Source organism: Mesorhizobium sp. M2A.F.Ca.ET.037.01.1.1, from assembly GCF_003998075.1.
Taxonomy (GTDB): Bacteria; Pseudomonadota; Alphaproteobacteria; order Rhizobiales; family Rhizobiaceae; genus Mesorhizobium.
Map to the genome: position 1 here is coordinate 1 of NZ_RZSA01000051.1, position 13,079 is coordinate 13,079.

At 60.8% G+C, this 13,079-nt stretch carries 15 protein-coding genes and 1 pseudogene; 8 read left to right on the plus strand and 8 right to left on the minus strand.

Annotation, left to right across the window (positions count from 1 at the left end):
• On the minus strand, window positions 1-427 hold a 427-nt coding region (locus tag EOA27_RS04620), incomplete at its 3' end, for a cation:dicarboxylase symporter family transporter (RefSeq protein ID WP_245491029.1).
• A gap of 707 nt (window positions 428-1,134) precedes the next feature.
• Between EOA27_RS04620 and EOA27_RS04625 the strand changes: the two genes are divergently transcribed.
• Window positions 1,135-1,524 (plus strand): hypothetical protein, encoded by a 390-nt coding sequence (locus EOA27_RS04625; RefSeq protein ID WP_024505560.1) that lies wholly within the window; start codon window positions 1,135-1,137, stop codon window positions 1,522-1,524.
• 189 nt (window positions 1,525-1,713) lie between these two features.
• Here the strand turns inward: EOA27_RS04625 and EOA27_RS04630 are convergent, their stop codons facing one another.
• From EOA27_RS04630 to EOA27_RS04635, 3 genes are all read right to left on the minus strand, one after another.
• Window positions 1,714-1,959 carry a hypothetical protein gene (locus tag EOA27_RS04630; protein WP_063169243.1) on the minus strand — a complete coding sequence of 82 codons (246 nt, stop codon included), beginning with the start codon at window positions 1,957-1,959 and terminating at the stop codon, window positions 1,714-1,716.
• Between the two features lie 174 nt (window positions 1,960-2,133).
• The gene (locus tag EOA27_RS42930) at window positions 2,134-2,268 is read right to left on the minus strand and encodes a hypothetical protein (RefSeq protein WP_256754986.1); all 135 of its coding nucleotides are present in this window, start codon (window positions 2,266-2,268) and stop codon (window positions 2,134-2,136) included.
• Window positions 2,261-2,731, minus strand: a complete 471-nt coding sequence (locus EOA27_RS04635) for a hypothetical protein (protein WP_245454734.1) — start codon at window positions 2,729-2,731, stop codon at window positions 2,261-2,263. The genes EOA27_RS42930 and EOA27_RS04635 overlap by 8 nt, the downstream gene beginning before the upstream one ends.
• Window positions 2,732-3,330: 599 nt before the next feature.
• On the opposite strand from EOA27_RS04635, the gene EOA27_RS41940 reads away from it, so the two are divergent.
• The gene (locus tag EOA27_RS41940) at window positions 3,331-3,579 is read left to right on the plus strand and encodes a DUF6074 family protein (RefSeq protein ID WP_063169245.1); all 249 of its coding nucleotides are present in this window, start codon (window positions 3,331-3,333) and stop codon (window positions 3,577-3,579) included.
• Between the two features lie 366 nt (window positions 3,580-3,945).
• On the opposite strand, the gene EOA27_RS04645 is transcribed toward EOA27_RS41940, so the two are convergent.
• The 4 genes from EOA27_RS04645 to panB all read right to left on the minus strand — a co-directional run bounded on the left by EOA27_RS04645 (window position 3,946) and on the right by panB (window position 7,230).
• Window positions 3,946-4,578, minus strand: a complete 633-nt coding sequence (locus tag EOA27_RS04645) for an acyl-homoserine-lactone synthase (RefSeq protein WP_126057769.1) — start codon at window positions 4,576-4,578, stop codon at window positions 3,946-3,948.
• 92 nt (window positions 4,579-4,670) lie between these two features.
• Window positions 4,671-5,390 (minus strand): LuxR family transcriptional regulator, encoded by a 720-nt coding sequence (locus EOA27_RS04650; RefSeq protein WP_126057768.1) that lies wholly within the window; start codon window positions 5,388-5,390, stop codon window positions 4,671-4,673.
• Window positions 5,391-5,488: 98 nt separating this feature from the next.
• Window positions 5,489-6,397 carry a pantoate--beta-alanine ligase gene (panC, locus tag EOA27_RS04655; protein ID WP_024505565.1) on the minus strand — a complete coding sequence of 303 codons (909 nt, stop codon included), beginning with the start codon at window positions 6,395-6,397 and terminating at the stop codon, window positions 5,489-5,491.
• The gene (gene panB / locus EOA27_RS04660; protein WP_126063927.1) at window positions 6,394-7,230 is read right to left on the minus strand and encodes a 3-methyl-2-oxobutanoate hydroxymethyltransferase; all 837 of its coding nucleotides are present in this window, start codon (window positions 7,228-7,230) and stop codon (window positions 6,394-6,396) included. Before panB ends, panC begins: the two co-directional genes overlap by 4 nt.
• 171 nt (window positions 7,231-7,401) lie before the next feature.
• Here panB and EOA27_RS04665 point away from each other — a divergent pair, with 171 nt between their 5' ends.
• The 6 genes and pseudogenes from EOA27_RS04665 to EOA27_RS41945 all read left to right on the plus strand — a co-directional run.
• Window positions 7,402-8,364 (plus strand): hypothetical protein, encoded by a 963-nt coding sequence (locus EOA27_RS04665; RefSeq protein WP_126063926.1) that lies wholly within the window; start codon window positions 7,402-7,404, stop codon window positions 8,362-8,364.
• A gap of 62 nt (window positions 8,365-8,426) precedes the next feature.
• Window positions 8,427-9,401: a quinolinate synthase NadA gene (nadA, locus tag EOA27_RS04670; RefSeq protein WP_126063925.1), complete on the plus strand. Its 975-nt coding sequence runs from the start codon at window positions 8,427-8,429 to the stop codon at window positions 9,399-9,401.
• Window positions 9,398-10,939, plus strand: coding sequence for an L-aspartate oxidase (locus tag EOA27_RS04675; protein ID WP_127255631.1), 1,542 nt, complete (start codon window positions 9,398-9,400; stop codon window positions 10,937-10,939). Before nadA ends, EOA27_RS04675 begins: the two co-directional genes overlap by 4 nt.
• Before the next feature lies 1 nt (window position 10,940).
• Entirely contained in the window at window positions 10,941-11,822 is an 882-nt protein-coding gene (gene nadC / locus EOA27_RS04680) for a carboxylating nicotinate-nucleotide diphosphorylase (RefSeq protein WP_024505570.1), read from the plus strand.
• Window positions 11,823-11,996: 174 nt separating this feature from the next.
• Window positions 11,997-12,965: a biotin synthase BioB gene (gene bioB, locus EOA27_RS04685; protein ID WP_245454882.1), complete on the plus strand. Its 969-nt coding sequence runs from the start codon at window positions 11,997-11,999 to the stop codon at window positions 12,963-12,965.
• Window positions 12,962-13,079: pseudogene (locus tag EOA27_RS41945) on the plus strand (8-amino-7-oxononanoate synthase); the annotation flags it as partial. The gene bioB and the pseudogene EOA27_RS41945, both read left to right, overlap by 4 nt.

Below are 13,079 nucleotides of genomic sequence, written 5' to 3' on the forward strand. Positions count from 1 at the left end.
AGCTGGTCACGGACTGCTCGTGAGCCGTGGCCACATAGCCCTTAACGGCTTGGACATCGAGCGAGGCCGGATCGATGTTGAGGCCGGCGCCAGGCTGAACGATATTCGCGACAATCAGCCCGACAACAAAAGCGAGCGTCGAAAAGGTGAGAAAATAGACCATCGCCTTGGCGGCAACTCGGCCGACCTTCTGCAGATCGCTCATGCCGGCAATGCCGGTCGCCATTGTCAGGAAGATGACAGGTACGGTGATTATCTTGACGACATCGACGAAGGCATCGCCGAGCGGCTTCAGGCTGTGGCCGGTCTCCAAATGGAAATAGCCGATTGCGGCACCCAGGATTATGGCGGCAAGTACCTGCACGTAGGTCCGGGCAAAATGGCGCTTGCGGGGCGCTGCGATCGCGCGGGGAACTCTTGGAACCAACACCGTCTCTCTCCTTGACCGGATCGGGGTGGGGCTCCTCCCTCTCCCATGCAGTGCTCCGGTCGAACGCTGCGCCCACTTCGGCGCAAACGATGTGCCAAATAGCAAAGAGGGGAAAACGCGCAGGACCTCACGCAATGCTTGCGATTCGCTCTCCCACACTCGTGCAGTGGTTGCCTGTCGCAACTATGGAAGGGTCGATTCTTGGGAACTCCAAAGGCCGCTCTTTGCGTCGAGCAGCTTGGCTGCCTGGAAGGTTCCCTCTTTGCCTTGCGGTCTGCGAGCTGAGTCCAGATCGTCATCATTTGGCTGCGCGCCGCACGGGGCTCGAAAGATTCAATCGAGGACGGGTCCTCTTGGAAAACGGGGGCAGCGTTGGTCAAGCCCTTCCACCCTGCTGTCCCAATGGTGTTCAGAAGCTCAGTTCACGATCAAGCGATGGATCAGCGTCATCTGGCGTTTGCGCCATCGCGGCGGCGTTGCAACGGGTCTGCCAAAGATGAGAAGGCCGCGAGGCAGGGTCCGAGACCTAGACTCCAACCTCATAGCGCGCTCGGCTCGCGTTCGGAAGGTTCGAACCGCAGCACGATCAGGTGGCGACACCGTTGGTCGGAACCGGAACCCGACGAATGATCGTTCGTGACCGACATCTGTGAACAAGCAGTATGTGTCATTGCAATCACCACCCGTTGCGCGGAAATGCCCATATGGCCGTGAATGAACTGGATTTGGTGATTTTCCAGATGGCGGTGGAAAGCGTCCGCTTGCTCTCTTCAAGCTTTGATGAGAAGGCGGCTGAGATAGCCACGAGGAGCCGTGGTAGCCTTCTTTTTGACGTGCGGGTGGACGGTGACCTGGAGGTCCAGCGAGTCGCAGCCATTGGATATCCAGGCGACAAGATCGGTGTGGTGGCATTGGACCGAGAGGGCCTTGTTAGCTGTTGTTGCCTAGTCAATGGCACCTTCTCACCTTTCATTGCACCGTTGGAGAACTGGACCAGCATGCCCCTTTCGATGCAGGCCCAGATCGATGTCACAGGCTATGCGAGGCTCCTTCTGGCCGCCTTGCGAAATGCTGGACATATGCTGGACAGGTAGCATCGCGATGATGTCTGTGATGAGATGGTGCAAACGGCTGGATGAGGCGATCGCTTGCTGGCAGCTTTGGCAACAAAGCGATCGGTGAGTTCGCAATGCTGGAACACGTCCTTTAGACTCTGCAGTTAAGTTAGCGGACTACCATCTGACGAATGCCCTCTGACAGTCTGCATGGCGCGGCATGCCCTCTTAGGAATGCAGCCGTGGTTCTACACCATCGGCTGTTTTTGTGTCGAAGGCGACGGGCACGCCATGAACGAAGGAAGCGGCCGCCAACAGTTCCTCCAACTCGCGGTCGGTGGCCTTGCATGCCGGCATTAGTGTTCGGATGGCGCGGATCGCCTGCGCCATGGAGAGAAAGCGGACCCTTCCCCTGGAAAGGACATAGGCTTCTGCGGCTTTTTCGACGGTGACGGTGTGAAACGAATTGGTCATGACGAATTCCTCCCTGAACCCTGACCAACCCGACTTATGGCACGAATTCGACCGCCTTCAAGCCTATGTCCGATTGCGGACAATAGCTGCGATTCGTTCAAAACCGCTGATGCTTTTGGGCGACCTGGTGAGGGGCAAGGAGACGTCGGCTGAACCCGTTTCAACCGACATGCTTCAGGCAGCGGCCAGGCCGAAATAACGCTGCTCCTCCTTGTCATAAGCGCCATGTGTGAGCTTTATCAATCCGGCACGGTCGATGATCGTGATCTCGCCGCGCTTGGCGTGCACCAGTCCTCGATACTCAAGCATTTGCAGGGCCGTGGTGACCCCGGGCGGTGGGCGCGAGCATGGTCGCCAGAAATTCATGCGTCGGGAGGATCTTATCTCCTTCCGCACGGTCGTGGACCATCAGCTGCCAGCGGGCCAGCCGTTCTTCGATCTTGGAGTGGCCATTGACCAGTGCCGTCCGGCATGATTGGACGAGGAACGCGTGGGCATAATCCAGCACTGAGGTGCGAAGCGACGGGCTAATCGCAGGGCGAAGGTTTTCAACCGGCAGGCGCCAGGTAGTGCTTTCCTTTCCGAGAATGACGGCAATTCCTTTCATCCCGTCATAGCCGACAATGCCGACTTCACCTTGCCGCCCGCCGGTCATGGTGGCGACCACCGACGCGATGCCCCTCTCGGGAAAATATACGTTCTTGATCGGCTGATGCGCGACCTCCAACTGGTCCTTGATGCCCGGTTCGACGTGATGCAGCGATGGTCGCAAAAGCGCGAAGTCCTGCGGGGTGAGGGCTTCAGCACCTGGTCGCGAAAGAGGGATCGGGCAAGGCTCTCTTCCAACGGGGCAAGAGCGCGTACGTCTTACTGTCGGCTGCACCGAAGTAAATGCCGGCCGATGCCAAAGCATAGGCTTCGAAACGCGCGATTGCAAAGCCCTGTCGGGGCAGTGCAGTCATGCTAGAAGTCGCGCCGCCTACGATAGGCAGCGGATGACATGATTCCCTTCTGCGGCGGCCACCAAGAACGGCTCGGGCACGCTTTAATCGTTCATACACAAGCTCGCAGGAATGTAAGCAGCGGAACAATCGGGTGATTCGTACCGCCCTGCCCTTTCAGAGATCAAGTCATTGGACGTCAATTCGGCTGGAACGCCTCGTCGAACGGCCCAGGAAAATGCAGCCGGATGAGCAATGGTGGTTCACCTTATGTGCGGTCCCGGATATGCGGTCCGGCGGCTCATCTCCCAATAGCTTGTCGATGGGGAAGTGGAACTCGTCATGTCGCCGCGAACCGTCACCGCGCTAGCGGGGCTCTTTTGAAGACGCCGGTGTTTTTCTTTGTGGAACTGAATCTGTGAGGTGATTGATGCATGAATCAAACATTTGCGTATTTCCGCTGCATCGGCGACGTATATTGGTCGAAAGTATCGCCCAGGCCCTCGAGACCAAGAACGGCGAGGCGGCGAGTGCGTTCTGGCGCTGTGCTGCCAAGAAAATGCTCATTCAATTGTCCGATGTAGGAATTGCGCCAGAGCTCGCTGCGCAGGAGGTTGGAAGCCTTCTTCATGCGGTCTTGGACGACATGGCCAACCGAACGGTAATGCACAAAGCATAGGCTCGGGCGCTGTTGGACCGCGCGTCAGCTCGGGTCCTTATCAGGGGACTGCTCCGACTGGCCGACGGTCCGGCCAAACCGGCATACCGGCAAAGGTTTGAGGTTGCGATCGCTCACGGCGGCCGGTCCAATATTCTAAGACGACCTCAGAAGCCACGTTGGCTTCTTTGGACGAAGCGGAGGGGCGCCATTTTGGCGTGCTCACGCTGGACTGCGGGTTGCGCCTACGGAAATCCAAAGTCCGGCCGCGCGAGCCAATCGACCGGAACAGTCGAAAGCTCGTGGGGGCGGGTCCGCTCACCCTCACGGCGGCGGTGGCGGCCGTGAGCAGACTTAACTCAAGTCACGGCTGAGCATCCGCAGGCGCTATGCCGATTGGATGAGAACTGGTTGCCACAACACCGGCCCGTTGAGGCGTCCCCTCCAGCGGATGCGCAAGAGACTGGCGTAGGAAATATCGAGGAAGCCGGCGACTGCCTCGGTGTTGCCGACCTGCTTGGGCTGTCCGATACGTGACAACGGCCAGGTGGCGAGACGAAGGATCCTTTCGATGCGCGTATCTGTCACCGTTACGATCCCGGAGAGATTGTTGGCCAAGCCGAATTCGATGATCCCCGCGAAGAGCTCGTAGGTTGCTTGGGCCAGGCCGCCAGCTGCCTTCGGCGCTGTCGCAGGGAGATCGAGCGCGAAACGACTACTCTCCCAGATATCGGCACTCGCAGGGACCACCATCTCATCCAGCAGCGTCGGAAACGTATCGCGCAACATTGTCGGTCCGGTGGTCGGCAAAAGGCGGACGCAGCCGCAAGTTCGCCAATCGGACCCCTTGAGAAGCAGGTAGACGGGGTTCAGGCTGTCAAACGGGTCCGTTTCCATTTCGCCTTCGGTCTGCACTTCCCAATCGAGCCGCTTCTTGAAAACCCGATACCTAAGTCCGTGCATTTCCTTGAGTTCGCTCGCAAACTCGGCGTAGCAGTCGGGTGTTATCAGCTGCATCATTGTCGTCTCCGTGCGGGATGTGTCCACGCAATCGAAGGGCAAAGCCGTCATGAATGCAGCCTGTAGACCTTTACAGCTAGACTTGGAGAGGATCAGGATCTCGCCCGAGCAGCCATCCGCACTACGGCCTGGTTGATGGTTCGCACGCCAAGCTTCGCCTTGGCGTTTTCCTGATGGAAGGTCACGGTGCGTTTCGAGACACCGAGAATCTGGCTGATATCCCAGGCCGACTTGCCGCACGCCGCCCATTTCAGGCACTCGAACTCCCGCCGGGTGAGCGTTATGCCATCTACCACGCAATCTTCGGCGAGCCTGCGCCGGGCATGGATATGAACGTTGATCGCAACCAGTTGCATTGCTTTTTCGTAGCGCGTCAGCGACCTCAGAAATGGCGGATGCGCCTCGTTGGAGGCGAAGGTCAGTGCGGCGAACCGGCCGCGATGATCATGCATCGACATGGTCAGTCCGCCGCGAATGCCGAACTCAGCTGCTTTTTCCAGGACTTCCTGCTGAGAGGTCGGCAAATAACGGTGATCGCGGTCCACACCCCAGTCGAAGGTATCCCAGCCCCGCAGTCCCCGCAGGATCACGGGATCCACGCTGTGGTAGCGCTGTTGCAGGTAATGTGATGTCCATGATGATGGATAATTCGAGATCAATCGCGGCCTGTCGCCGGAAGCGGATGGGTAGGTGAAATAAGCGAAGAGCGGAAAGTCGAACCCGGCTGCGGCGGACGCCATTGCCTCATGGAGATCGACGGCATCGACGCTTGCAGAGAGTTGCTCGACCAAGGTTTCAAATACGCGATGCATCTGCGCTTAGCGTACCTCGCGGAGGTTGCTGGAAGCCGACGGAGACGTGGTTCTAAATGATGGCCTGTCCCTGCAGGGCATACGACGCGCCGCCGTCATCACCGCAATTGCTGTGCTGCTTCCGATTGGAGAGAGCTCCGCCCACCTGACCAACTACCGATGGGTGATATTGCGACGTTATCGATGAGCCGCGTGTCGCCAAGCCAAGCCGCAGCAAGCAAGCGTGCCGGTCGGTCAAGGCTTGCTAACGATTGCAGGTCTGTTTCTCCGCGCAGCTCCAGGTATTCGAGCTCGCGATAGCCGGCAGCCAGAATTGCTGCACGCGCTTCATCAAGCGTAGGCAGGATGGGGGAGCCGCGTGCAAGCCGCTCGGCCGTATCGAGCAGGACCGATGCTAGTTTTGGGGCAATGGCGCGTTGGGCTGGGGAGAGCCGCACGTTACGCGACGATAGCGCAAGACCATCGGCTTCGCGGACTGTCGGACAGGGCACAATAGTGATCGGAATGTCGAGATCCCGGACCAAGCGCCTGACAAGCTGAAGTTGCTGAAAATCCTTTTCGCCAAAAAAGGCGAAGTCAGCGCCGGCCTGCAGGAAGAGCTTGGCCACGACCGTCGCCACGCCATTGAAATGGCCGGGCCGGAATGCGCCGCAAAGGCATTCGCTGATGCCGGACACTGAAACGGCCGTGGCGAAGCCCACCTGGTACATTTCCTCTGTGTCCGGCACATAGAGCAGATGCGTGCCCAGCAGAGCGAGCTTGGCAGCATCGTCGCTTTCCGTCCGAGGGTAGGCAATCAGGTCGGCGGGGCTGTTGAACTGCTTGGGGTTTACGAACAGCGTCACGATCACCCGCTCGGCCCTTTCGAGCGCCTTCCGCACGAGGCTCAGATGCCCGTCGTGCAAGGCTCCCATGGTCGGCACAATACCGATCGTGGCACCCGAGCGACGCCATTGCGCAACGACGCCGCGCAGCTCGCTCACGGTTCGAGCGATCGGCACGCTCATGTGAAGTCACCGGCCTTCAAGGCGTTGACATAGAGATGTTCGACCGCCGGAAAGTGCCGGTTCCGCACATCGGTGGCGTAAGCGGCGATTGCCGCCTCAGCCTGCTCACCGAGCTCGGCATAGCGTTTGACGAACTTCGGCCGAAATGAGGTGAAGAGCCCGAGCATATCGTGGCTCACCAGAATCTGGCCGTCGCAAGCTGGCGAGGCACCGATGCCGATTGTGGGTATGTCGATATCGGCGGTTATCTGCCGTGCAAGCTGCTCCGGTATCTTTTCCAGCACCAAGGAGAAGGCGCCCGCTTCGGTTACCGCCCTGGCGTCGCGCCTGATCCGCTCTGCATCGGCTCCCCGGCCCTGCACACGATAGCCTCCAAACGTGTTTACCGCCTGCGGCGTCAGGCCCACATGGGCCATGACAGGTACGCCGCGCGCGGTAAGGAAGCGGATGGTTTCCGAGATGGTCTCGCCGCCCTCGATCTTTACCGCTGAACAACCGGTCTCACCCATCACGCGCGCAGCGTTGCCGAAAGCGTGCTCTGGGCTTTCCTCGTAGGAACCGAAGGGCAGGTCGACGACCATCAGCGCGTGTTCAAGGCCGCGGCGAACGGCCTGTCCGTGCATGATCATCATGTCGAGCGTGACCCCCAGCGTCGACGACAGGCCGTGCAGCACCATGCCGACGCTGTCGCCGACAAGAACGATGTCGCAGTGGCGATCGAGCAGCCTCGCGACCGGCGTGGTGTAGGCCGTCAAGCATACAAGTGGCGTCTGGCCTTTTCGCGATCGAATATCTGGAGGAGTCATCCCTTTTATCTCACCAGCCGCGCTCAACCGAGGCCCCTTCCCTTACGTTACCAACAGCGGGTGTCGCGTTTGGCATATTTTTGTGCGACTGCGAAGAGCTAAAAACAGCGCTTGAGTACTCTGGTGTTGACGTGCTGGCTTCCAAGGTTACATTCAATCGATTAAGGCGCTCCGTTGGGCCAACCCGCTTTCGCAAACATGGATCCTCAGACAAGAAGAACCAAGAAAGGCAAAGCCGCCGTCAAAGCTGACGAAGCCAAAGTGGACCTGACTGCCGTCGTGGTCGCCGTAAACGACAGTGAGCCCTGTGTCCTCACAGTCGGTCATGCGGACACCCTCCCTTCTGGACCTTTTGCCCTTGAGCATCGATCACTGCAGTCGGGTTTGAGGGGGTGGGTGGAGCAGCAGACCGGCCATGCACTTGGATACATCGAGCAACTCTACACCTTCGCCGATCGCGATCGCATCGGCACTGAGCGCCACCAGCGCGTCATCTCAATCAGCTATCTCGCATTGACCAGGAAGGAACAGGCAACGAACTCGGCCGCGTGCGGCTGGCAAAGTTGGTACGAATATTTTCCCTGGGAGGACCACCGCTTCGGCACGCCGCCTGTGCTGCTCGATAGATTGCGGCCCCGCCTGATTGAGTGGGCCGGCGGCGCCAGCGAGCCGACCACTCAACGCGAGCGCCGGCAGCGCGCTGCGATAGCCTTCGGCTTCGACGACCGCCATTGGAACGAGGAACTCACGCTCCAACGCTACGAGTTGCTCTATGAAGCTGGTCTGATTGAGGAGGCCGGTGGCGGCAGGGACGCGATTGCGGCCGCGGCTGGCAAACCAATGGTCGCTGACCACCGTCGTATTCTGGCAACCGGGATCGCGCGGCTGCGTTCGAAGATCAAATACCGGCCGGTCGTGTTCGAGCTTATGCGGCCTTCCTTCACGCTGCTGCAACTGCAGCGAACCGTGGAAGCTTTGGCTGGCAGGCTGATCAACAAGCCGAACTTCCGGAGATTGGTCGAGCAGCAGGAACTTGTTGAGGAGACCGGGGAGACCTCCCTCGACACGGGCGGCCGACCGGCGAAGCTTTATCGCTTCCGGCATGCCGTCCTCGACGACAGGGCTATCGCCGGGACAAAATTACCGCTGGCGCGGGCTTGACATACTTATAGTCAAGGTAGATATATTCCCTTATTGTCAAACCGAATATAATCGAGGCGCCAATGACTGGGGCGTTACCTATGGCTGCGTCCCTGTATGAGCGTGTCCGGCGGGTGATCCCACCCGTTGAATGGCTCGCGTTCGCCGGCGATATTGAAGCCATCTTAGCGCTGAAGCGTGAGCGCAATGCGGTGGTGCTGGCGCACAATTACCAGACGCCCGAAATTTTTCATTGCGTGGCAGACATCGTCGGCGACAGCCTGGCGTTGGCCCACAAGGCGGTGACGGTCGACGCCGACATCATCGTGGTTGCCGGCGTTCATTTCATGGCCGAGACGGCAAAACTGCTCAATCCGAACAAGACCGTGCTCATCCCGGATCTCCGCGCCGGCTGCTCGCTGGCCGAATCGATCACGGCAAACGACGTGCGGCTAATGCGGCTGCGGTATCCGGGGGTCCCCGTTGTTACTTACGTCAACACTTCCGCCGCCGTAAAAGCGGAGTCCGACATCTGCTGCACGTCCGGCAACGCCAAGGCGGTGGTGGAATCGCTTGGCGTGGCGCGTGTGCTGATGCTCCCGGACGAATATCTGGCGAGGAACGTGGCAGCCGATACAGACGTCGAGATCATCGCCTGGAAAGGCCATTGCGAGGTGCATGAGCGCTTCACCGCAGCAGACATCCGGGAACTGCGCGATGCCCATCCAGGCGTCATCGTGCTGGCCCATCCAGAATGCCCACCAGACGTTGTCGCGGAGGCGGAGTTCTCCGGCTCGACCGCGGCGATGTCGGATTATGTCGAGCGTGAGAAACCGACGCGTGTCGTCCTTCTGACCGAATGTTCGATGAGCGACAACGTCGCGGTCGCGCATCCCGACGTCGAGTTCGTTCGCCCATGCAATCTGTGCCCGCACATGAAGCGCATCAACCTGGCCAACATTCGCGCCGCACTCGAGCAGAACCGGCATGAGGTCCGGATTGATCCCGAAATTGCCGGCCCCGCCCGCCGCGCGGTCGAGCGCATGCTTTCCCTATGAGTCTGGAGGTTCGCGACATCGCCGGGGCGCCGGTCGTCATCGGCGGCGGCATTGCCGGCCTGATGACGGCGCTTCATCTGGCGCCGGAACCGGTCGTGCTTTTGACCAACGCGCCGCTTGGAACCGGAGCCTGCAGTGAACTTGCCCAGGGCGGTCTTGCGGCAAGTCTCGGGGGCGACGACGGCCCAGATTTTCACCTTTGCGACACGATAGCTGCCGGCGACGGACTCTGCGATGAGGCCACGGTGCGGCGAGTGGTACGAGCTGCACCCGAAGCGATTAGGACGATCCAAAGGTTCGGCGTCGACTTCGACCAGCACCCTGACCGCGCGTTGCGACTTGGGCTCGAGGCGGCACACTCGCGACGGCGAATTGTGCATGCAGCCGGCGACGCCACCGGTCGCGAGTTGGTGCGCGCGCTCGTCGCCGCGGTTCGGCGTACAGCCTCGATCACCATTATCGAAAATGTGGAGGTCCGCCGGCTGGTCGTGCAGGACGGGTCGGTCATCGCCGTGGTCGCAGCAGGACGAGCCGGCGCGCTCGCTCTGCCCACGCGTCGCGCGGTGCTGGCGACCGGCGGCGTCGGCGGGCTGTTTTGCGACACGACAAACCCCGCTGGCTCATGGGGTCACGGGCTGGCGCTCGCCGCATGGGCGGGGGCGGAACTCGCCGACTTGGAATTCATACAGTTCCATCCAACTGCGCTCGACGGTCCGCGCCGGCCGATGCCGCTGGTGAGCGAAGCCGTGCGTGGCGAAGGCGGGGTGCTCATCGATGAGCGAGGAGAGCGCTTCCTCGCCGACACACCTGGCGGTGAACTTGCGCCTCGCGACGTCGTAGCGCGCGCCATTTGGCACCAGCTTGCCGTTGGACGCCGCGTATTCCTGGACGCACGGCAAAGTCTCGGCCCGAGATTTGGCAAGCGTTTTCCAGGCATCGCCGAATTGTGCCGGAGCGCAGGAATCGACCCCGCGACCGACCTGATCCCGGTGCGCCCGGCGGCACATTATCACATGGGCGGCGTCGCCGTAGACAGCGCCGGCCGCAGCTCCATCGAGGGATTGTGGGCCTGCGGTGAGGTGGCCTGTACCGGCCTGCACGGCGCCAACCGCCTGGCCAGCAACTCGCTCACCGAAGCGGCGGTCACCGCGAGCTGGGTTGCCGAAAGCGTTGCCGGCACGTCGTATACCCGGCGACCGCGCAGATGCTCCACATTCGTCCCTCCACGACCAGACGCTTCCGTGGTCCGCCCGATTGTCTCCGCCGCCCTGGGTATCATCCGCGACGGCGAGGCAATGCGCGAAGCGGTGGCGACCCTGCTGCCGATCGCAGCCAATAGTGTCGCTGCCTCTGGTCCGGCTTTGGTCTCACTGATGATCGCCGCGGCGGCCCTGAGGCGGGAAGAGAGTCGAGGCGCGCACTGTCGGTCCGATTTCCCGCTCCACGATGCCAACGTGCGCCCATCACGGCTGACACTGCACAGCGCAATGCGGGCCGCGGCCGCACTCGATTGCCGGGCTACCATACGGAGCACTTGATATGACTTCATTCTCCCCCCTCCCCGCGACCCTGATCGAACCGATTGTGCGCGTTGCGCTCCTCGAAGACCTGGGCAGATCCGGCGACCTGACCACCGATGCGGTTATCCCGTATGATTGCACTGCCACGTTGGTGCTCAAAGCGAGGCAGGCGGGCGTCGTTGCCGGGCTCGATCTGGTCTCGTATGCCTTCCTTCTCGTGGAACCGGCGATCAACATCCAGATCTGGCGCCCTGATGGCAGCGAGGTTGGGGCCGGGGAAACCATTGCAAGATTGTCCGGACCCGCACGAGGCCTGCTCACGGCCGAACGCACGGCCCTCAATTTCTTATGCCGGCTGAGCGGCATTGCCACTGCCACAGCGGCCATGGTTGAGGCCGTGCGCGGTCACAAGGCGAGGATTGTATCGACGCGAAAGACGACGCCCGGGCTGCGGGCATTGGAGAAATACGCCGTGCGCGTCGGCGGCGGTGCCAATCACCGGTTCGGCCTCGATGACGGCGTGCTCATAAAGGACAACCACATCGCGATCGCCGGCGATATCCGCACAGCAATAGAGCGGGCGCGCGCCGCAGCAGGGCATATGGTGAAGGTCGAGGTCGAGGTCGACACGCTGAAGCAGCTCGATGCAGCGCTCGCGATTGGTGTTGACGCGGTGCTGCTCGACAATATGTCGGTCGAGGATCTTGCCCGCGCGGTTTCTATAGTGGATGGCCGTACGATCACCGAGGCGTCCGGTCGGGTGATGCCGAAAACGGCGGCGGCGATTGCGGCGACCGGTGTCGATCTCATCTCCATGGGTTGGCTGACGCACAGCGCCCCGATCCTCGACATCGGCCTGGACATGCCGGACCACCAGAACATCTGCAAGCACTTGAACTGAGGATTACGGCGTGAGGAGCAACATCAGCTCGGCAGGCGTAGGAGGTGCTGGAAAGACGTGCCGCAGCTCGCCTTTAGCGAGTGCGCCCCAAAGCCAAGAAGGCGTACCGGACTAGCAAACAAAGGTTTGACGATGACGATTGGAATGAACTCGGAGTTCGACGTGAACCAGACCATGCAATCGGTCGATGGAACGCCTCCGCGATGGAACCGCAAAGAGGCCGAGGCCATCTACGGCATGCCATTCAACGATCTGCTGTTCCTAGCTCAGACGATCCACCGCCAGAACTTCGATCGAAACCGAGTGCAGCTGTCGCGGCTCCTTAGCATCAAGACCGGCGGGTGCCCCGAAGATTGCGGCTATTGCAGCCAGTCTGCGCATTACGAAACCGGTGTGAAGGCGTCGAAGCTGGTGGACGTCAAGCATGTCATCGACGAAGCGGCCATGGCGCGTGATGGCGGCGCAACGCGCTATTGCATGGGCGCGGCGTGGCGAAGTCCCAAGGAGCGCGACATGGAGGTTGTGGTCGCCATGATTGAGGGCGTCAAGGCCCTCGGCATGGAGACCTGCATGACGCTCGGCATGCTCGATCTTGAGCAAGCTGCTCGCCTGAAGCAGGCCGGTCTCGACTACTATAACCACAACATCGATACCTCTGAGCGCTACTATGGCGAGGTTATTTCAACCAGGACTTTTGCCGACCGGCTGGAAACGCTTGGGCACGTGCGCGCGGTTGGGATGAAAGTCTGCTGCGGCGGCATTGTCGGGATGGGAGAAGAAAAGACCGATCGCATCGACATGCTGGTCACGCTCGCGAACCTGCCCGAGCCGCCGGAAAGCGTGCCGATCAACATGCTTATTCCCATCGAAGGCACGCCGCTTGCCGCGGCCGACGCCATCGATCCGATCGATTTCGTCCGCATCGTTGCGCTCGCGCGGGTGATGATGCCGAAATCCTATGTAAGGCTGTCCGCCGGCAGGACGGCGATGAGCGACGAAACGCAGGCGCTGTGCTTCTTTGCCGGGGCCAATTCGATCTTTGTCGGCGACACGCTGCTGACGGCGGGAAATCCCGGCGAGGACAAGGATACCCTTCTGTTCCGGCGCCTCGGCATTGAGCCTATGGAACTCGCCACGCAATGAAGGAGGCAATTCTTGCCCGCTATGACGCAACCTTGCGGGGACTGGGGCGCAAGGACCGGTTGCGGACGCTCGCACCGCGCGCCGGGCTCGACTTCTCGTCGAACGACTATATCG

Coding starts and splice junctions, on each gene's coding strand:
- EOA27_RS04625 (WP_024505560.1), top strand. CDS start 1,135: ATGGCCGTGAATGAACTGGATTTGGTGATTTTCCAGATGGCGGTGGAA.
- EOA27_RS04630 (WP_063169243.1), bottom strand. CDS start 1,959: ATGACCAATTCGTTTCACACCGTCACCGTCGAAAAAGCCGCAGAAGCC.
- EOA27_RS42930 (WP_256754986.1), bottom strand. CDS start 2,268: ATGCTTGAGTATCGAGGACTGGTGCACGCCAAGCGCGGCGAGATCACG.
- EOA27_RS41940 (WP_063169245.1), top strand. CDS start 3,331: ATGCATGAATCAAACATTTGCGTATTTCCGCTGCATCGGCGACGTATA.
- EOA27_RS04645 (WP_126057769.1), bottom strand. CDS start 4,578: ATGATGCAGCTGATAACACCCGACTGCTACGCCGAGTTTGCGAGCGAA.
- EOA27_RS04650 (WP_126057768.1), bottom strand. CDS start 5,390: ATGCATCGCGTATTTGAAACCTTGGTCGAGCAACTCTCTGCAAGCGTC.
- panC (WP_024505565.1), bottom strand. CDS start 6,397: ATGAGCGTGCCGATCGCTCGAACCGTGAGCGAGCTGCGCGGCGTCGTT.
- EOA27_RS04665 (WP_126063926.1), top strand. CDS start 7,402: ATGGATCCTCAGACAAGAAGAACCAAGAAAGGCAAAGCCGCCGTCAAA.
- nadA (WP_126063925.1), top strand. CDS start 8,427: ATGACTGGGGCGTTACCTATGGCTGCGTCCCTGTATGAGCGTGTCCGG.
- EOA27_RS04675 (WP_127255631.1), top strand. CDS start 9,398: ATGAGTCTGGAGGTTCGCGACATCGCCGGGGCGCCGGTCGTCATCGGC.
- nadC (WP_024505570.1), top strand. CDS start 10,941: ATGACTTCATTCTCCCCCCTCCCCGCGACCCTGATCGAACCGATTGTG.
- bioB (WP_245454882.1), top strand. CDS start 11,997: ATGCAATCGGTCGATGGAACGCCTCCGCGATGGAACCGCAAAGAGGCC.